This is a genomic window from uncultured Barnesiella sp., from assembly GCF_946496565.1.
Classification (GTDB): domain Bacteria; phylum Bacteroidota; class Bacteroidia; order Bacteroidales; family Barnesiellaceae; genus Barnesiella; species Barnesiella merdigallinarum.
Map to the genome: position 1 here is coordinate 123,384 of NZ_CAMMHD010000003.1, position 19,265 is coordinate 142,648.

Consider the following 19,265-nt stretch of genomic DNA (forward strand, 5'->3'; position numbering starts at 1 on the left):
AATCCGAACACACAATCCATTCAATTCTTAAAAAATTTTTAATTTTGTCTGATTCTTTGTTCTATCCCCTATGAAAAAAGAGAGTATATGGCTCGTACCCGTAGGCGGACTGGCCAATCGCATGAAGGCAATCGACTCGGCCGTAGCCCTGAGCCGGCAATGTGGCAGCGAGTTGCACATCGTGTGGTTCAAGGACCCGGGGCTGAACTGCCGGTTCGACCAACTGTTTGCCCCCATCGATCGGCCGGGGGTTACCGTCACCGGGGCTTCGAGGCTCGACTTGCTGCGCTACGACCGCCCCCGCCGGAAAAACTTCTTCATTCCCAGCCTGTTCCAGCAGCCGGCATTCGACCGCCGCATGTACGAGATGGATACGTCGCGACGCTTCCGCGAGCATTTCGATTTCGAGGCGTGGGCCCGAGGCCACAAGGTCTACATCGCCGCCTTTGTCTACTTCTACGAACCCCGCACCGAGTGGGACCGCTTTGCCCTCTTCGAACCGCACCCCCTCCTGAAGCAGGAGATTGAGACGCGCCGGGCCCGATTCGGCGACCACACGATAGGGGTGCATATCCGTCGTACCGACAACGCCATCTCCATCGCCCAAAGTCCTACCCGACTCTTTGTCGACCGCATGCAGCAGGAGATCGATCGTAACGCCGATACCACCTTCTATCTGGCGACCGACTCCGAAGAGGATAAGGCCCTCATCACCGCCCGATTCGGCGACCGGGTATTCTGCTCGCCCCACCGGGCCGACCGCAACAGCCTCGAGGGGATGCGCGAAGCCCTCATCGAACTCTATCTGCTCTCGCACACCCGGCAGGTGCTCGGCTCGGTACACAGCTCATACTCCGAGACGGCTGCCCAGATAGGGCACATTCCCTACGAACTGTTGCAGGAAAAGGTGCCCCGATAAAACAGCAAGCCGGCCCCGGAGTGGTTGCCCCGAGGCCGACTATCCAGAGAGCCGGCAGCGTTTCTGCGACACGATGTCGGTCGCCCTGCCCTACTTGACGATGCTGCGCAACATGGCGGCCGCCTGCTCGGGCTGCCCCAGAATCTCGTAGACGAGAGCCGCACAGGTGTAACAAACCACCTGTACCAGCGAGTCGGCAATCTCGTACTTGTCGGCATCGGCCTGCGGATAAGCCACGTAACGGGCCGTCTTCACCCGATGCGCCTCGACGCGAGGCGGCAACGAGTAATAGTCGAGACACTTCTGGCCCCCCACGTTGGAGAGCACGCACACCGGAGTTGCCACGCCGCCGCGGGTGTAAAGGTTGAATTGCAACTCATAGGCGGGCGAGGTGTGGTCGATAAACGAGGTAACCGGCTGTCGCCACCCCTCCATGCAAAACTCGGTCATGCGCCACACATCCGAGGGCAGCACCACCCGGCCACTGCCGTCGGGCTGACGCTCGGGTTGCAGCGACGAGGCGCAGTCGGTCTGCGGCAACAGTTCGACCGGGGTCGAAGCCCACACCGACAGCAGCGCATCGGGCAACTTGGCCCGAATATACTGCTCGACATCGATGCCCACCTCCAACTTTACCGAGGCATTGCTCACATCGGTGAGCTCCTCCATGTTTATCTTGACCCGTTCGACGAGGTCATTGACACTTATCTCCATCGCTACCCCCTCTTCTGTTTCAGAAAGTTATTTTCGTCGACATAGATATCCCCCTCGGCCAGGGTGTCGCTCCACAGCTTCAACTTGCCACTCATCCCCTCGGGCGAAATTCGGGTCGAGCTTTGCACCTGCCCGGCACTGTCGAGTTTCGACAGCGTTATCTGCTGAGGTGTGACCAGTATCTGATGCGAGCCTGAGTCGTCGGACTGACTCAATGTCAGGCGAATATTATCGTCCGTATCCCAGTCGATGACCAGATTTTTCTCATCGGGTCCCCAGAATACCAATCCCTTCATCGTGGGGCTGATAATGATGTCGCACTGCTCCTTCGAGACGCGTAACTCACCGCTCTGCGAAAGGAAAGTACCCGACTCCAGATGGCGGATTTCGCCGTTACACAGCTCCCACGAAGAGTTGCCGCTGGTCGTTCGGATCGTCTGCTGCTGATCCAAGACCATCAGTTGGTCGGGCAGCATCTCCAACCGGTCGGCCACGGCGTAGAAGTGGGCAACCTCCTCCCAGTTCGACGACGCCCCGGGCGACAGACTGGTACTCCCCACCGAATCCTTCACCCGATAATAACGGCCCATGAAATAGACCACATCGACCACTCCGTTGGCACACGTGTAGGTTGCATCGCCATTCCACTGACCTCGATACATATATATCGGTCGGATGGCATCGTCGAAGGTCAGCGGCGTTACATAGTCGCGCCAGACCGAACCGTCCCATACCAGGGTGATAATGGCGGCCGAGTCGGTTACCACGGTCAAGGACGATCCCTCCTTCAATGCCGGGAACAGATGCGACCCGGCATAACCGGCCACATAGACAAAACTGGCCGGCTGGCCGCTCTCGACCGCCGGGCTAAAGGTGGCCGGGTCGGTGACCACGCCGAAAAACGGAGCGGGTGCCGCATGGTTGGTGTCGTACCATGAGCGGCCCGTAGAGTCCCATACCCAGATAGACTGGGTTTTGCCGTTGATGAAAAACTCGCCGGCCAAACCACCCTCGGGGTAGGCCGAGAGAAGCGCGTCGAGCCCGTAGAAAAATCCCAGGCACCCATTTTGTCCGCGCAAATGACTGTGTTCTCTTACCTTCATCGTCTTTTCTTTTTCTTTAATTGTGTAAATACCAAATGGAACCGCTCGGCCGCCTGCTCGATGAGAGCCGGCGTGGAGACCTCCTCGTCGGAGAGGCCATAGGGTTCCTGCCTCAAATAGTCGCGGGCCGCCTGCCACGAGCGAATACCGGGCACCAACTGGTAGGTCTCCTGCTCTACCCGGGTATCGGGTATCTCCATCAGCACAAAGCGCCGGCCGTATCCCCGGCTCTGCTCCAGTGCCTGCTGCAACGCCTCGTCTTCGGTCGAGAAGAGGCCGTTCACGCCGTCCCACGCGCGAAACTGAACCCGACGGGGCACCCCGTTCACCACGACCGAGGTACTCAAATTGCCCAATCGGGTCTGATAAATCTTGTTCATAGTTCTCCTTTCTTCTAAATTGAATATTGCCCACCTGCCGGTGGTCCAGAAAAAAACGGGGCAACCGGCTCGCCAAAATACCGGTTGCCCCGTTCAGTCCCCCTTGTTCAGATTTCGTTGCGAGCCGGGGGTGAGCCGGTCAGTCTTAATGGTTTATCATCCGAGCGGCTCGATGCGCATGTGAGCTGCCGGATAACGCAGCGTCAAGCAGCTGGCCTCGGTCAGTACCAGGGCATCGGTATTGCGCACGCCCGCCTTCTTCAGGTCGAGCTCCTGTGCACCGAAAGGCACATGCGACCACTTCTGGATGAACTCGGGATCGAAGATAAAGCCGTAGTCGTGCATGCCGCAGTCGTCGAACACCTCAGAGTAAAGCACATACAGTTTACCGAACTTCGAGCTGATTTCCGAGAAGTCGATGCCCCACTTCACCTTGTCCTCGCGAGCCATCACCACCTTGGTCATCTCAATCTTGTTGATAAGTCCGATGAAGACCGAACCACCAATCAGGATTTTACGCTTGTTGCCACCGTTGCCCGTGAAGGCCTGACGCATCATGTCGATCAAGTCGTCTTGCGTCATCTCTTTCGTCGGGTTATAGGTGTAGTGGTTACCGGCCTGCCACCAGATACCGCCCGTGAGCATCACGTTCTCCTTCTTGCGCGGGTCGAAAATCGTATTCTTCACCCCGAACATGAAGCTCTTCTCCATACCCAGACGCATGTCGTAGATGGCAGCCTCTTCGGCATCCGAGAAGTCCCACTCGACCTCTTTGTTGGCTATCTTCTGGAAGGTCGACTGCTCGATTTGCATCTTGAAAATCTGGCAATAGTTCTGACTCTTGACGGGCAATGCCGAGAACTGTGCCGTCTGTACGTCGAGTTCGGTAGCCGCACGGCCCATGCGGATGAGCTGTTTGTTGGCCGGAATCGAAGGCACACAATTCTCTACGGTACCGATTTTCATGCCGTTTACGGGATAGACCGTGAGCGAGCCGGTCTCCTCGTCTTTGGCGGCGATATAGAGCACCAGGTCGGCATTCGACTGGGTAGTACCGTCGGGCTCATACCCTTTCACGCCCTGCACGAGAATCGTCTCGGATACCTCGAAGATGCTGTTGTCCACGGCATCGATCTTGGCCTTCTTGTGCGACTCGTCGGCCGAACCCGAAGCGGGTGCCGTATACGCGGTTTTCGTAAACGACTTGGTGGGTTTCACGTCGACCGAATAGTAGTCAACAATCATCGACGACGACTTGCGGGCACCATTCCATCGCGACAACTGGTCGATGGGGGTCGACATGGGCCGGATGCGCACGATGCGCTTGTCAATCTCGTTGCGCAACAGCGAGGGGCTACCCTCGCGCACCAGGTCGGTAGTGAGCGGTTCGCCGGTCACAAGCTTACCGCCCGACACACCGGGGATGATGGCTGCCAGCGCCAGGCCACCGTCGAGCAGCCCGTCCCAAATCTGCCAGCAAACTACCAGAACCAACAGACCCGCCAGCCAAAACAGCGGAGTTTTCCACTTCGTTAGAAACTGTTTCATCTCTTCTCTCAATTTTTCAAAATTCAACAAAAACATAGGATTACAAAAATTTAATTAGGGTATCAAACTCTTCACTCTCCAGACAACCGGGGCTACATGTCCCACACGCTGCGACGGCGACGGTTGCCAAAAACCGGCGACAGCTCGGAGGTGTCCGACTCGAAACTGCCCCCGTTGCGCATGGGAGGCAACGAATCGCCACCCCGCTCGCGACGCTCGAAGACGATGCGCTCGTTGCGGCCCCGCACCTCGCCGTCGCGCTCGGCACACGACAAATCGCGGTCGTAGTAGAGCCCCTTGAAGAGCAGGTTCAGCACCTCGTCGTTCAACTCGCCCATGAACACATGGTTGCACAGGTGGTACACCCGGTCGAGGAAACCCTCGAACTCGGCATCGTTCATCCCCTTCTCGGTCTTGAAGCGCTCCATGCAACGGCTGCTCTTCTCGAGATTCTCGCGCATTTGCGACTCCAGTTCGTTGAACCGGGCCACCCGCGACAGATACTCGTCGTTGGCCCGACGCACCTCGGCCATGCGGTTTTCGTCCCGGGCACAGTCGAGCATATCGCGCCCGAAGTAGCGCACGCAGGCTACCAGCGCATCGTCGCCACCGATTACATCGGAGATGAAAGCCCCCATCTTGGGATTCGACATGAACAACTTGCACAGCTTGCTCTGGTCGTCGGCCAGCCGCTCATAGCGCTCGTTGCGGTACGAGTCGTACTCCTCCAGGGCATCGAACAGCTCGTCGTCGTTATCCAAGGGCCGGGTCGGGAATCGATCCAAAAGCTTCTCTACGAGCAAATCGCGCGATTTCCGCCGATTGCGATTTTCTTTCTGATAATTCTTTTCCATAAATTTAATTGATTAGATTTCCCATATATGGTACCGCAAAGTAAACCCCGCACTCGCCCCCTTTTATGGCAGCTTCATACAAACTCGACTCCCGTCGAAAGATTTCGCCATCGGCGAAACGATTACCGAAAAATTTCTTTACCTTTGTTACACGAAAACAGGATGCGGTTCGGGATAAAAAATATCGGAAAACAGGTGCCGATATTTTATTCTCCGCTCACCTTTCGCTATTTTTGTGGCACGATTGACCGCGGCTCTCCGCCCGTGCGGAACCGACGCATCGACCGACAACTCAAACTAAATAACATATATAACTATGGCTATTACACCGTTCAAGTATCAACCCATGTTCCCGCTGGGCGAAGATACGACCGAGTATTATCTGCTTACGAAAGACTATGTGTCGGTAAGCGAGTTTGAAGGGAAACCCATCTTGAAAATCGAAAAAGAGGGACTCACCGCCATGGCCAACGCCGCCTTCCGCGACGTGTCGTTCATGCTGCGCCGCTCGCACAACGAGCAAGTGGCCAAAATCCTGAGCGACCCCGAGGCCAGCGAAAACGACAAATACGTGGCACTCACCTTCCTGCGCAATGCCGAGGTAGCCGCCAAAGGCGTTCTGCCCTTCTGCCAGGATACCGGTACGGCCATCATCCACGGCGAAAAAGGCCAGCAGGTCTGGACCGGATACTGCGACGAAGAGGCTCTCTCGCTGGGCGTTTACAAAACCTACACCGAGGAGAACCTGCGCTACTCGCAAAACGCTCCCCTCTCGATGTATGAAGAGGTGAACACCAAATGCAACCTGCCTGCACAAATCGACCTCGAGGCTACCGAAGGCATGGAATACCGCTTCCTCTGCGTAACCAAAGGCGGCGGCTCGGCCAACAAGACCTACCTCTACCAGGAGACCAAGGCCATCCTCAACCCGGCCACTCTCGTGCCCTTCCTCGTTGAGAAGATGAAAACTCTGGGTACGGCTGCCTGCCCGCCCTACCACATCGCCTTCGTCATCGGTGGTACTTCGGCCGAGAAGAACCTGCTCACCGTCAAACTGGCCTCGACCCACTACTACGACAACCTGCCCACCACGGGCAACGAATATGGCCGCGCATTCCGCGACGTAGAGCTCGAGAAACAGGTACTCGAAGAGGCTCACCGCATCGGCCTCGGTGCACAGTTCGGCGGCAAATACTTCGCCCACGACGTGCGCATCATCCGCTTGCCCCGTCACGGCGCATCCTGCCCCGTAGGTCTGGGTGTAAGCTGCTCGGCCGACCGTAACATCAAGTGCAAAATCAACAAAGAGGGTATCTGGATCGAGAAGCTCGACAGCAACCCCGGCGAACTCATTCCCGAGGAATTGCGTCAAGCCGGCGAAGGCAATGCCGTGAAGATAAACCTCAACCAGCCCATGAGCGAAATCCTCAAGGAGCTCGACAAATACCCCGTAGCTACCCGCCTCTCGCTCAACGGTACCATCATCGTAGGCCGCGACATCGCTCACGCCAAACTCAAAGAGCGCCTCGACCGTGGCGAAGACCTGCCCCAGTACATCAAGGATCACCCCATCTACTACGCCGGTCCCGCCAAGACGCCTAAAGGCATGGCCTGCGGCTCGATGGGCCCCACGACAGCCGGCCGTATGGACCCCTATGTAGACCTGTTCCAAAGCCACGGCGGCTCCATGATCATGCTCGCCAAGGGTAACCGCAGCCAGGCCGTTACCGACGCCTGCAAGAAACACGGCGGCTTCTACCTGGGCAGCATCGGCGGTCCTGCCGCTATCCTGGCCCAGAACAACATCAAGAGCATCGAGTGCGTAGAGTATCCCGAGCTCGGCATGGAGGCCATCTGGAAAATCGAGGTAGAAGACTTCCCCGCATTTATCCTCGTCGATAACAAGGGCAACGACTTCTTCAAACAGATCAAACCCATCTGCCCCGCCCACAAATAATCTCGCGGGACAAGTTCCTATACACCGGCGGGGCTGCCTTACTAAAGAGGCAGCCCCGCTGTATTTTTACGAGATTCAATTCATCTACTTTCCCCGCTTCTCCTTCTCGAGAAGGTGCTTTGCCGCCAACCGATAGGTATAACGCACATTCGGGTCACTCTGATCCCAAGTGTCCAGTTCATCGAGAATCAACTGTGGGAACTTCTTGCTGATATCTCGCAACGCATTACCTACCGATTTTCTCACATACTCGCTCGAATCGGCCTTGTGTCTACTCAAAAAAGCAACAGCCTCCAAAGGATGCTCCTTGAAATAGGGTCGCGAGGTCCATATCCTCAACCCTTCGGTAACAGCCCGTACTACATTCGGATGACCATCGGCCAACCATTCAGCAATAAGAGGCAAAGTGCTTTCATAACCTCGCTCTTTACAAATAAAGTCAAACGATTTGGCCAGCATCTCCTGCACACGCCAATTCTCATCGCAGCTTACCCGCTCTTTCAAAAAACTCAGGGCTTTTTCATTGTCTACTCCGGCATACCCCAATAAAACAACCGACAGCATACGCACCTGATAAGCCGGATGTTTGAATAATTCGAGCGAAAGGCCGTAACACTCTTCGTCACTACACGACTCGTGTATCCGATGAGCCGCATCCAAAATATGCTGAAATCCATTTTCAACCGTTACAATATGGGCAATAATCTCTTCGAGGTTCATATTCATTAGGTTTATCTATCGCTGGAGTATGAAACCGCGCAATTCAATCGAGATTCTGAGCATGAGATTTGTGCTCCATCATCTCGCGTACACTGTTTACCTCGTCGATAAGTTGTGTTTGTGAAGGCAGATACAATTTATATTCACGGGCCAGTATGGTTTTATTATCTTCGGGAAGAGCCATCTTCACGGCCGTATCGTTCTTGCTGGTACACAAAAGGATTCCTACGGTGGGATTCTCGTCGGCCATCTTTTCCACCCGGTCGTAGTAGTTGACATACATTTGCAACTGTCCCAAGTCCTGGTGAGTCAGTTTGCCCGTCTTCAACTCAACCACCACAAAACATTTCAGCAACCGGTTGTAGAAAACCAAATCGGCAAAAAATTCGTCATCCTCCAACAAGATACGTTTCTGCCGGGCCACAAAAGTAAAACCCTGCCCCAGTTCGAGCAAGAAGTGCTGCAAATGAGTGATGATAGCCGACTCCAAATCTTTTTCATAATAGGTTGCCTGAGGCTTCAATCCCAGAAACTCCAAATACATGGGGTCTTTGATAATCTCTTGCGGCGACTGCGGCATGCGCTCCTTTCGCGCCACAGCCAACACAGCCTCCTTGTCGTTGCTCAACAACAGCCGTTCGTACAACTGGGAGTTTATCTGCCGCTCCAGCTCCCGGGCCGTCCACGCATTGTTCACGGCCTCCAGTTCGTAATACTCCCGTTTATCGGCTTCCGATATAGCCATCAGCATTTTATACTGCGACCAATTCAATTGCGTCCGCAGTGTGGACGCAATTGGATACAACCGATAAAACTGCCTGCTTCGCTCCAACTGTCGCACCGAAAATCCGCTACCATAATCGGGTTCCAACTGCTTGGCCAGGTTCTTTATCAGGTAACTGCCATAGTCGGCCCTCTCTTTTCCTTGTTGCTCCTCCTCAAAAATGCGGCGTCCCAACTGCCAATACATCTGAACCCGGCAGAAATCCACACTACGCACCGCATGAGCACGAGCCGCATCGATAATGCCGCGGATGTCGTTCAAAAACAGTTCTTCCTTTTTCATATCTCCATCCATGGTATTTACTTGTCAGACTTATACATACAAATATAAACAATTCCTTTCACTTGACCAAATGCAGAAGGGTCCCCTCCGAAAACAGGCAGGGCCCGACGAACGGCAAGCGTTCTCGGGCCCTGTATGGTTGGGCTGTCGGCCTCGTAGGCGAAAGACTTTCCGCCTCGGCCGATGTGTTTAGCCTTTCTTTTTCTCCCCGATGTAGATGGTGCAGGCACCGAAGGTGAGGCGGCGGCAATAGCAACGGTCGAAGCCGGCACGACGGAAGATGTCGAGCATAGCCTCGCCCTGCGGCACGACAGCCACCGAGCGCGGCAGATAGCTGTATGCGCTGCGGTCTTTCGATACCAGGCGACCTATGAAGGGGATAAAGGTATAGGTATAGAACTTATAAAGCTGGCGGAAGGGAAAACGCTCGGGGGTCGACAGCTCGATGACACACAATGCACCACCGGGACGGAGCACCCGATACATTTCGCGGAATCCCGCCTCGAGGTGTTCGAAATTGCGCACCCCATAGGCCACCGTCACCACGTCGAAGCTGTTGTCGTCGAAGTCCATCGACAGGCAATCCTGCACCTCGAAGAGGATACGGCGCTGGGCATTGCGCTTGACCGCCTTCTCGCGGGCAATCCGCAACATACCCTCCGAGAGGTCCACACCGATAATCTGGTCGGGGTTGAGCCGCTCGTCGAGCAGCAGGGCCAGGTCGCCCGTGCCCGTAGCCACATCGAGTATATGGCGGTGTGGATAGCGCCGCAACATCTTCACGGCCACCCGGCGCCACCAGCGGTCTATGCCCACGGTCATGGTACGGTTCATCGCATCGTAGGCCGGCGCAATGGAGTCGAACATCTCGCGCACCTGCGTGGTCTTGTCGGTCTCCTCGTTATAGGGTTTTATCTCTTCTGCTTTATAGTCCATTCGTTATGTAATCCTTTCTCCGCCCCCTTATTTCTTGCGGCTGTTCAGGAAGTCGGTCACGTTCTTCTCGATACGGGCAGCCAGGTCTTCGCCTTCGGCCTTGACAAACTTCTCGCCCACGATGTGCTCGTAGAGTTCGATGTAGCGGTCCGATACGCTGTTGCAATACTCCTCGGTCATCTCGGGCACCTTCTGACCCTCTTTGCCCTGGAAGCCGTTTTGAATCAGCCATTGGCGCACAAACTCTTTCGAGAGCTGACGTTGCTCTTCGCCACGGGCCAGACGCTCCTCATAACCATCGGCATAGAAGTAGCGCGACGAGTCGGGCGTGTGGATTTCGTCGATAAGGATAATCTTGTCGCCAATCTTACCGAACTCATATTTCGTATCTACGAGGATGAGCCCCTTCTGAGCAGCCATCTCGCAACCACGTTGATAGAGGGCCAGGGTATATTTCTCGAGTTGCTCGTAGTCCTCGCGCGAAACGATGCCGCGGGCAATGATTTCGGCCTTCGAGATGTCCTCGTCGTGACCCTCGGCAGCTTTGGTCGTAGGCGTGATGATGGGGTGCGGGAATTTCTCGTTCTCCTTCATACCCTCGGGCATGGTCTCGCCGCACAGCGTACGGTTGCCAGCCTTGTATTCGCGCCAAGCGTGACCCGTCAAATACCCCCGTACAACCATCTCGACCTTGAACGGTTCGCAACGCAGACCCACGGTCACCATCGGGTCGGGAGTAGCCACTTTCCAGTTCGGAAGAATATCGGACGTAGCGTCCAGGAACTTGGCGGCAATCTGGTTCAGCACCTGTCCCTTGTAGGGAATACCCTCGGGCAGAATCACATCGAAGGCCGAGATACGGTCGGTTACCACCATCACCAGCAACTCGTCGTCGATGTTGTACACATCGCGCACTTTACCATGATATACACTCTTTTGTCCGGGAAATTTGAAATCGGTTTTTACCAAAGCATTTTTCATTTCTGTAATACTTTTTCTGTTTATAATATAGTCGTTGTATGTCCTCTGTAAAGACACGGCAAAGATACAACATAAAAACGAGATAGCACGTCAATTAAAACAGATTAAGCATTACCCGCGTCGACAATCTTTCTCCCCTCACGATACCGCTGCCCCTCCCGGGCCATGCACTCAAAAGGGCGATATTCACCCCGCCCAATCCCCATAAGTCTTTCGCTCCGTCGGGGCCAACCAACCGCCCACAGGCCTCACGCCTCAGGCTTCTCCTTACCGGCCTCTTTGGCAGCGGCACGCTCCTGCTTGCGGGCCTCGGCAGCCTTGCGCTCCTTCTCGTCGTGCTTTTCGTAAGCCTCGACAATGCGCTGTACCAACTTGTGGCGCACAATATCCTTTTTGCCGAACTCCACGCGAGCTATACCCTCGACATTCTTCAATATACTTATCGCCTGCACCAGACCCGACGTCTGCGAGGCCGGCAGGTCTATCTGCGTCATGTCGCCCGTGACTATCATCTTGGCGTTCATGCCCAGGCGGGTGAGAAACATCTTTATCTGGTGTGTCGTGGTGTTCTGCGCCTCGTCGAGAATGATGACCGCATCGCTCAACGTACGGCCGCGCATGAAGGCCAACGGGGCAATCTGTATCACGTTCGACTCCATGTACTCCTTCAGCTTGGCGGCCGGAATCATATCTTCCAGCGCATCGTAGAGCGGTTGCAGATAGGGATCGATCTTGTCCTTCATGTCACCCGGCAGGAAACCCAGCTTCTCGCCGGCCTCCACGGCGGGACGGCTCAGGATAATCTTCTTCACCTCCTTGTTTTTCAGAGCCTTCACGGCCAGAGCAATAGCCACATAGGTCTTGCCCGAACCGGCCGGCCCCAGAGCAAACGTGAGGTCGTTGTGGGCAAAAGCCTCGACCAGCTTCTGCTGGTTGGGCGTGCGGCCCGTGATGGGCTTGCCGTTCACCCCGTAGATGATAAGGTTCTCCAGCGGTTTCACGGTCTGCGGCTCATCGCCCTTGATGATGTCGATAATCACCTCTTCGCCCAGTTGGTTATACTCGGCACAATATTTCTCGAGCTGCTTGATTTTCTGCTCGAAAAGTTCGGTCTCCTTCTCGTCGCCGATTACCTTCATCACATTGCCCCGGGCAGCGATGCGCACCTTGGGGAAAAGATTCTTAATCACCTGCACGTTGGCGTTGTTCACACCGTAAAAAGTCACCGGATCGACGGCGTCCAATATAATTACTCTTTCTATCATTCGGCTGTTTCCTGTTCTTGGCCCGGCCTGTACACACCCGCCTGCCCCCTCGACCTTCACGCAGTCGACGACACAAGCCCGATACCTCCCGGGCAACTTATGCAAAAATAAAAAATTATCTGTTCATTTCTCAAAACAACGAGGGATAATTCATCGACATCTTTTCGAAGAAGCCCTCGGTAAGGCGCGACACCGCATAGTCGCCTATAGCTCCGGCCTCGATGCGCAGATAGCCCGGCATGGCAGGCTTCTGCTCGGTCTCGACCACATAAAAGCGGGCATGGATTACCCGGTGCGAAAGCACATGCTTGCAACTGTACACCTGGGCCGACACGCTCACCCGACCGGCCCCGGCAAACAGTTCGCCCCACACCTCGCTCTGCTGCAGGGCGTCGAGCGGCTGCTCTTCGGCCGTCTCGACAAGCGGCAGCTCATACAGATTGCGCCAGATGTCGCGACCCTCGCGCCGGCGCACCCAGGTATAACCCTCGTGCCGCACATAGAAGTAGTTGAAGTAGCGGGGCTTCACCACCGTGCGTCCCTGCTTCACCGGCAACTCCTCCACACGGCCCGTTGCCAAAGCCATGCAGCGGTCGGCAAAGATACACCTGCCGCACTGCGGCGAACGGGGCACGCAATAGAGCGCCCCAAACTCCATCATCGCCTGGTTGTAACCGCCGGGATCCTGCCGGTCGAGCAGCTCGTCGGCCAGGGCGGCAAACAGTTTTTTGCCTTCGGTCGTGTCGATAGGGGTGTCGATGCCGTAGATGCGCGAGAGCACCCGATAGACGTTGCCGTCGACTACGGCATGAGGCAACCCATAGGCAAACGAGGCAATAGCCGCCGCCGTGTAGTCGCCGATACCGGGTAGCGAACGTATGTCGTCGTAACTCCGGGGGAACTCCCCGCCAAACCGCTCGACCACCTGCCGGGCAGCAGCCAGCAGATTGCGGGCCCGGCTGTAATAGCCCAGCCCCTGCCACAGTTTCATCACCTCGTCGTCATCGGCCGCAGCCAACGCCCGCACGTCGGGGAAGCGCGACACAAAGCGGTTGTAGTATTCATACCCTTGTACCACCCGGGTCTGCTGCAAGATTATCTCCGAAATCCAGATGCGATACGCATCGGTTATGCCCCGCCACGGCAACACCCGGTGATTCCGGGCATACCAGTCGTGCAGGTCGGCGGCCAACGGCGATACGGCCCCGTTCGATAGTTCTTCCTTTCGTCTCATATTCCATGCAAAGATAGGACACACCGTGGGTAGAAGCAAATTTATTTGAACACACCGATACCACAACCGCACCCTCCCCTTCTTCATCTCGACAACTCACCAATAGCAGGAGTCGAATGGAGGATAATATTGGTTGCCATTACCACAAAAAGAGAGGCAGAAACCGATGGAAAATACCACCTGTCCCTGCCTGTTCCAAGCAAATCACTACAAACTATCGTTTATCCATGATACCAAATTTCACCCATTCCTCCTGAGGGAAACCGCTTTTAATCAAATAACGGAGGACATTGGCCTGGTCCTTTACCTCACAGAGCTGAACATTGGCTTTCCGCAGCTTCTCCGACACCTCGGCTCTAAGAGCATCTACTTCCCGAATCATCTCTATTGCTTTCGACGCTTCGGCTTCCAATTTATCAACAGCCGCTGTACCGATGCCCAATTTGGAAAGTTCTTGAAAATGAGACCTGATTCCTGCCACCATAGTTAACGCTTTTTGTGCATTTTGCTCAAATGTCTTTGACATAAACATTATAAATTTTAAATAAAACAAGGATCTACAACGCATCGAAATGCGCATGGATCCATAGCAAATATACGAAAAAAAACTTTTTTTTGTAACCTTAAAAAAGCAACTTTTTATATATAATTCACTCATTTCCAATCTATATAGAATCTCGTCCAGATAGATTTCACTCTATCCACACGACACAGATCGAACCTCAATCGGTACAAAAAAGTGACCGCACAAAACCGTCTTTTCCGATTTATACTTACATTTGCAATCGTACCTAATTTTTTTCGTTATGAACAACGACAAACAGCGCATATACAGCGGAGACTGGAAACCCCTGCATCCCTACACCGGCTCGGCATCGACCGACCTCTACTACATTACCCTGGCCAACAAAGTATTGACCGCGATTCGTTCCATCGAAAACGACCTGGCCGAAGACGACTACCGTAAAATCGACCCCTCGGAACAGAAAGAGCTGGCCTGTATCCTCACCGCCTACTTCGAGGATGTCATCTCGCAAACCGGCATCTTCCAGGCCTTCTCCCGCGTCTATCAACAGAAGTATGGCAAATCGCTGCCCTTCTATTCCCTCGACAGCGACTACACGCCCGGCGAAATCAATACCGAGGACATCCAGTTCCTCATCTGGCACTACCACATGCAGCTCAACAACCTCGACATTGCCTACTCGCCGGCTCTCGATACTTTTGCCGCCATAGCCGCCGACGTGATGGAGTTGTTCGAGGCCGAATACGAAACGGCGCCCGAAAACGAAAAACTGCTCCACTACCTCCAACTCGACGAGAAGGAGCAGCACAACCTCTACGCGCTGCATGCGCGCTTCCTGTGGCTCTGCACCCAGTCTTACCTCTTCTCCAACAACGGATACCTGCTCGAAGACCAGGCCGAAGCGCTGGCCGACGAAGCCAAGGAGAACGGACTGGAAGACCAGATTCCCGACATGGTCAACCAACTCTGCAACGACTTCGGCTTCAACCAGGTCACCGAGTTCATGCGCCTCACGCCGCCCCACTGGCTGGCCGAGGTTCTGGGTCCGGAATCGCCCCTCTACGACTCGCTCAGGAGCATGGGCCACAAATACACCGGCTACTACCGCTACGAAGGGTGCGACGACCGGGTGACCCGCTTCCGCCACATCGCCACCGACCGAGTGCTCGAGGTGACCAACCGCTCGCTCGTGGGACTGCCCCGCGACATGAAAAACCCCTCGCTCATCCTGCGCACCGGCTTCGTCGAATGGAACGGCGAATGGTGGCTCTCGGGACAGATTACCAGCTACGAAGATAGCGAAGACCTCATCGGCCAAATCACCGGCGACGACGACGAATACAACCTGTTCGAACCCGACGACGACCTGCCCGACGACGAACAGCAGATTATCCTCACCGACATCCTCTCGACCACCGTGGGCGAAGAGGGGCAGACACTCGACGAGTCGGATACCGCCTGGCAGGCCATGCTGAGCGACGAGATAGGCGAAGACTTCTTCATCGCCCAGGTCGAGGCCGGCCAGATAAAAGGACTCCAGTTCTACGACGACCCGGGCCGACTGTTGCTCGATAACCTCCGCTTTGTCACCGAATACATAAAACGATAAACACTTTAACTTTAATCATTTAAAAGAATTCATCATGAAAAGATTATTGCTGCTACCCATCACCCTGCTGCTCTGTATCGTCAGCCTCTGTGCCCAACAAGTCGACACCGTCACGATACACAGCAAAATGGGTCACGACCTGAAAAATGTGGTCATCCTGCCCAAAAGCTACGCCGAGGGCAACACCCGGTACCCGGTTGTATACCTGCTGCACGGCTGCGGCGGCAACTACGCCTCGTGGATTACCATCAAACCCGAGTTGCCCCAACTGGCCTCGCAATACAACCTCATCATCGTCTGCCCCGACGGACTGATAAACAGCTGGTACTGGAACAGCCCGCTCAATAAGGACATGCAGTTCGAGGACTACATCTCCGACGAAGTCATCCGCTATACCGACTCGCACTACCGCACCATCGCCGACCGCAGCGCCCGGGCCATCTCGGGTCTCAGCATGGGCGGCCACGGTGCCATGTGGAACGCCATCCGTCACCGCGACGTATTCGGTGCCGTGGGCAGTACCAGCGGCGGACTCGACATTCGCCCCTTCCCTACCAACTGGAAGATGCAGAACCAACTGGGCGAATTTGCCTCCAATAAAAAGCGTTGGGACGAGCATACCGTCATCAACCTCATCCCCTCGCTCAAAGACGGCGACCTGGCTATCATCATCGACTGCGGAGTCGACGACTTCTTCCTCGAGGTCAACCGCCGGGCCCACCAATCGCTGCTCGACCACAACATCAAGCACGACTACATCGAGCGACCAGGGGCTCACAACAATGCCTATTGGAACAACTCCATCGACTACCAGTTGCTCTTCTTCCACAAATTCTTCGCACAGCCCAAAGAGCCGAAGAAATAACAGCCCTGCCGGGCATAGAGGGGGATGCCAAAACACGTACAGCCAACGAGCTATCGACGAATTAAACGATTGTCTAACCTATTATAAAACCAAACTTTTATGGCTATGAACAAAAATCTAATTCTTACAGCCCTGCTGACTATCCTGTTTTCCACCGCCTCGATGGCACAAGAGAAGGTCTATCAACTCTCCAGTCACATCCTCGACATCAACGCCGGCCAACCGGCCACGGGGGTAACCATCCAACTCTCGCGGCTGGCCGACGGGCAGTCGTGGCAACCGGTCGATGCCAAGACCACCGACGCCAACGGCCGGGTGAAGGAGTTTCTCGAGAAACGCCCCGGCACCGACAACCGGGGCATCTACAAGCTCACCTACCTCGTAGGTCCCTACTTCGAGGCGCAGGCGCAAAAGTCGTTCTACCCCTTCATCGAGGTGGTATTCGAGATTACCGACGACAGCCACTACCATGTGCCCATCACCCTGTCGCCCTACGGATACTCGACCTACCGGGGCAATTGAGCGATTTATAAACAAATTACGAGATACGGTACTCCGTTTCAACAAAATTTTCCAAAGCCCGTTAAATAGTTAATAAAATAATTTGTTATACGACAATTACGTTAAAAACAGTTTGATTTTAAACTATCTGATTGGAATATTGAGCAATACGCCTTATATTTGTACCATGTTTTTTCATAGTATTAGATTTAAGGTTTACAAATTGGCTGTCGTGAGACAGCCTTTTTTTATTTTATATGCTCCCCTGCTACGCCGACAGTCACCTCTGCCGCGCCCCGGAGCTGAGCTCCCGTCCAACCGGGCGAAATACTCGGCGATTTCGCACGAAATCTCCGGTAGATAACCTGCCTATCATTCCTCTTTTTTTGCTAATTTTGCACCCAAATCTCATGGTAAGCCCTATGAACTATCAAGTTTTCGCACCCACCGACTGCTCGGCCACCATCGTACTGCCCACCTCCAAGAGCATCAGCAACAGAGCTCTCATCCTCAACGCCCTGTGCCGCGACGCCATTCCCGTCGAGAACCTCTCGGAGTGTGACGACACGCGGGTCATGCGGCAGGCCTTTGCCGGCAGTGGCCCCGTCGTCGACATCCACGGTGCCGGTACCGCCATGCGATTCCTCACCGCCTACTACGCCCAACGGCCGGGCAGCCGCATCACCCTCACCGGGTCGGCACGCATGCAACAGCGCCCCATCCGTATTCTGGTCGACGCCTTGCGCTCGCTGGGGGCCGACATCCGCTACACCGCCCGCGAGGGATTCCCCCCTCTCGAAATCTGCGGTCGCGAGTTGAAGGGCGGCGAACTCACCCTGCCCGGCGACGTCAGTTCGCAATACATCTCGGCCCTGCTTATGATAGCCCCCCGCATGCACTACGGCCTCACCCTTACCCTCACCGGCGAGATGGTATCGATACCCTATATCGAGATGACCCTCGGCATGATGGCCCGCTTCGGCATCGAGGCCCGGCGCACGGAAAACACCATACGGATACCGGCCGGCGAATACCGCCCCGCCCCGTTCCGGGTCGAGCCCGACTGGTCGGCAGCCTCCTACTGGTACGAGATTGCGGCATTGGCCCCGGCGGGCACCATCACGCTGCCAGGTCTCTCGACCGAAAGTCTGCAAGGCGATGCCCGCATTGCCGCCCTGTTCGAACCGCTGGGTATCAATACCCTGTTTTCTTCAGACGGAGCAAAACTAATAAAATCGGACCACCGCACAACCGAATACCGCTGCGACCTCTCCGAACAGCCCGACCTGGCCCAAACCCTCGTCGCAACCTGTTGCCTGCTGGGAGTTCCCTTCCACTTCACCGGACTGCAAACCCTGCGCATCAAGGAGACCGACCGCATTGCCGCCCTCTGTGATGAGCTTATAAAATTAGGATACAAACTATTATCTTCGGACAGCACACTCACCTGGAACGGCGAAACCGTCGCCCCCGGCGAGTCGCCCGTCATACAAACCTACGACGACCACCGCATGGCCATGGCCTTCGCCCCGGCAGCCTTCCGCTTCCCCGGCATCACCATTGCCGACACGACCGTTGTCGACAAATCGTATCCCGGCTATTGGGACGACCTCGCCCGGGCCGGCTTCACCCTCACCCCCCGGGAGAAAGGAGGTATTTCGCTATGATTATACTCGTCATCGCCATCGTACTGCTGGGTCTCGTCACCTACTACTTCCACCGCCGCGACCAGCGCAAACAGGCCGCTGCCGGCACACCGCCCCCGGCCGAAGAGAAACCCGCACCGCCGCAAGAGTGTTGTGGGCAGCACCTCGTGTGCGAGCGCGACAGCCTGCTGGCCGGGGTGAGCAAGGCCATCGAATACTACGACGACGAGGAGCTCGACGAATGGAAGGGGACCCCGGCCGACCAGTACACCCCCGAGCAGGTAGAGCACTTCAGGGACATTTTCTACACCCTCCTGCCCACCGACGTGCCGGGATGGGTACGCAGCCTGCAACTGCGCCAGATCGAGGTACCCGAAGCCCTGCGCGACGAGATTCTGCTCGTGGTCAACGAGCAAAGAAACATCGACAAATAACCACCGT

General features: G+C 55.4%; 19 protein-coding genes. 7 read left to right on the forward strand and 12 right to left on the reverse strand.

Features of this window, described 5'->3' with window-relative positions; all coding sequences use genetic code 11:
• Positions 1 to 70: 70 nt before the first annotated feature.
• Positions 71 to 919 carry a glycosyl transferase gene (locus Q1K76_RS02715; RefSeq protein ID WP_300130847.1) on the forward strand — a complete coding sequence of 283 codons (849 nt, stop codon included), beginning with the start codon at positions 71 to 73 and terminating at the stop codon, positions 917 to 919.
• A gap of 90 nt (positions 920 to 1,009) precedes the next feature.
• Here the strand turns inward: Q1K76_RS02715 and Q1K76_RS02720 are convergent, their stop codons facing one another.
• The 5 genes from Q1K76_RS02720 to Q1K76_RS02740 form a co-directional block, all read right to left on the reverse strand.
• The gene (locus tag Q1K76_RS02720) at positions 1,010 to 1,633 is read right to left on the reverse strand and encodes a hypothetical protein (protein WP_087408984.1); all 624 of its coding nucleotides are present in this window, start codon (positions 1,631 to 1,633) and stop codon (positions 1,010 to 1,012) included.
• Positions 1,634 to 1,635: 2 nt separating this feature from the next.
• A complete protein-coding gene (locus tag Q1K76_RS02725) occupies positions 1,636 to 2,736 on the reverse strand; it encodes a hypothetical protein (protein ID WP_143240953.1) in 1,101 nt (366 codons plus the stop codon).
• Positions 2,733 to 3,116 (reverse strand): hypothetical protein, encoded by a 384-nt coding sequence (locus Q1K76_RS02730; protein ID WP_087408982.1) that lies wholly within the window; start codon positions 3,114 to 3,116, stop codon positions 2,733 to 2,735. The genes Q1K76_RS02725 and Q1K76_RS02730 overlap by 4 nt, the downstream gene beginning before the upstream one ends.
• A 156-nt stretch (positions 3,117 to 3,272) precedes the next feature.
• On the reverse strand, positions 3,273 to 4,664 hold the full coding sequence (locus Q1K76_RS02735) for a DUF5309 family protein (RefSeq protein ID WP_300130849.1): 1,392 nt from the start codon (positions 4,662 to 4,664) through the stop codon (positions 3,273 to 3,275).
• A gap of 92 nt (positions 4,665 to 4,756) precedes the next feature.
• Complete coding sequence (locus tag Q1K76_RS02740; RefSeq protein ID WP_300130851.1) at positions 4,757 to 5,518, reverse strand: hypothetical protein; 762 nt, start codon at positions 5,516 to 5,518, stop codon at positions 4,757 to 4,759.
• A gap of 316 nt (positions 5,519 to 5,834) precedes the next feature.
• Here Q1K76_RS02740 and Q1K76_RS02745 point away from each other — a divergent pair, with 316 nt between their 5' ends.
• The gene (locus Q1K76_RS02745; protein ID WP_087408979.1) at positions 5,835 to 7,475 is read left to right on the forward strand and encodes a fumarate hydratase; all 1,641 of its coding nucleotides are present in this window, start codon (positions 5,835 to 5,837) and stop codon (positions 7,473 to 7,475) included.
• Positions 7,476 to 7,559: 84 nt separating this feature from the next.
• Here the strand turns inward: Q1K76_RS02745 and Q1K76_RS02750 are convergent, their stop codons facing one another.
• The 7 genes from Q1K76_RS02750 to Q1K76_RS02780 form a co-directional block, all read right to left on the reverse strand.
• Positions 7,560 to 8,195, reverse strand: coding sequence for a DNA alkylation repair protein (locus tag Q1K76_RS02750; protein WP_300130853.1), 636 nt, complete (start codon positions 8,193 to 8,195; stop codon positions 7,560 to 7,562).
• Positions 8,196 to 8,238: 43 nt separating this feature from the next.
• The gene (locus Q1K76_RS02755; RefSeq protein ID WP_300130855.1) at positions 8,239 to 9,261 is read right to left on the reverse strand and encodes a PDDEXK nuclease domain-containing protein; all 1,023 of its coding nucleotides are present in this window, start codon (positions 9,259 to 9,261) and stop codon (positions 8,239 to 8,241) included.
• Between the two features lie 189 nt (positions 9,262 to 9,450).
• Positions 9,451 to 10,197, reverse strand: coding sequence for a bifunctional demethylmenaquinone methyltransferase/2-methoxy-6-polyprenyl-1,4-benzoquinol methylase UbiE (gene ubiE / locus Q1K76_RS02760; RefSeq protein ID WP_300130858.1), 747 nt, complete (start codon positions 10,195 to 10,197; stop codon positions 9,451 to 9,453).
• A gap of 27 nt (positions 10,198 to 10,224) precedes the next feature.
• A complete protein-coding gene (locus tag Q1K76_RS02765; RefSeq protein ID WP_258327865.1) occupies positions 10,225 to 11,178 on the reverse strand; it encodes a phosphoribosylaminoimidazolesuccinocarboxamide synthase in 954 nt (317 codons plus the stop codon).
• 248 nt (positions 11,179 to 11,426) lie between these two features.
• On the reverse strand, positions 11,427 to 12,443 hold the full coding sequence (locus Q1K76_RS02770) for a PhoH family protein (RefSeq protein WP_087408975.1): 1,017 nt from the start codon (positions 12,441 to 12,443) through the stop codon (positions 11,427 to 11,429).
• A gap of 130 nt (positions 12,444 to 12,573) precedes the next feature.
• Positions 12,574 to 13,677, reverse strand: a complete 1,104-nt coding sequence (gene mutY / locus Q1K76_RS02775) for an A/G-specific adenine glycosylase (RefSeq protein ID WP_300130861.1) — start codon at positions 13,675 to 13,677, stop codon at positions 12,574 to 12,576.
• A gap of 214 nt (positions 13,678 to 13,891) precedes the next feature.
• Positions 13,892 to 14,203: a hypothetical protein gene (locus tag Q1K76_RS02780; protein WP_143240952.1), complete on the reverse strand. Its 312-nt coding sequence runs from the start codon at positions 14,201 to 14,203 to the stop codon at positions 13,892 to 13,894.
• A 280-nt stretch (positions 14,204 to 14,483) separates the two neighbouring features.
• Between Q1K76_RS02780 and Q1K76_RS02785 the strand changes: the two genes are divergently transcribed.
• The 5 genes from Q1K76_RS02785 (at position 14,484) to Q1K76_RS02805 (ending at position 19,258) form a co-directional block, all read left to right on the forward strand.
• Positions 14,484 to 15,812, forward strand: a complete 1,329-nt coding sequence (locus Q1K76_RS02785; protein ID WP_300130862.1) for a DUF3843 family protein — start codon at positions 14,484 to 14,486, stop codon at positions 15,810 to 15,812.
• Positions 15,813 to 15,846: 34 nt separating this feature from the next.
• The gene (locus Q1K76_RS02790; protein ID WP_298662989.1) at positions 15,847 to 16,677 is read left to right on the forward strand and encodes an alpha/beta hydrolase family protein; all 831 of its coding nucleotides are present in this window, start codon (positions 15,847 to 15,849) and stop codon (positions 16,675 to 16,677) included.
• A gap of 105 nt (positions 16,678 to 16,782) precedes the next feature.
• The gene (gene uraH / locus Q1K76_RS02795; RefSeq protein WP_087409038.1) at positions 16,783 to 17,199 is read left to right on the forward strand and encodes a hydroxyisourate hydrolase; all 417 of its coding nucleotides are present in this window, start codon (positions 16,783 to 16,785) and stop codon (positions 17,197 to 17,199) included.
• Positions 17,200 to 17,600: 401 nt separating this feature from the next.
• Entirely contained in the window at positions 17,601 to 18,845 is a 1,245-nt protein-coding gene (locus tag Q1K76_RS02800; RefSeq protein ID WP_300130864.1) for a 3-phosphoshikimate 1-carboxyvinyltransferase, read from the forward strand.
• On the forward strand, positions 18,842 to 19,258 hold the full coding sequence (locus Q1K76_RS02805; protein WP_087408969.1) for a phospholipase: 417 nt from the start codon (positions 18,842 to 18,844) through the stop codon (positions 19,256 to 19,258). Before Q1K76_RS02800 ends, Q1K76_RS02805 begins: the two co-directional genes overlap by 4 nt.
• Positions 19,259 to 19,265: the final 7 nt, after the last annotated feature.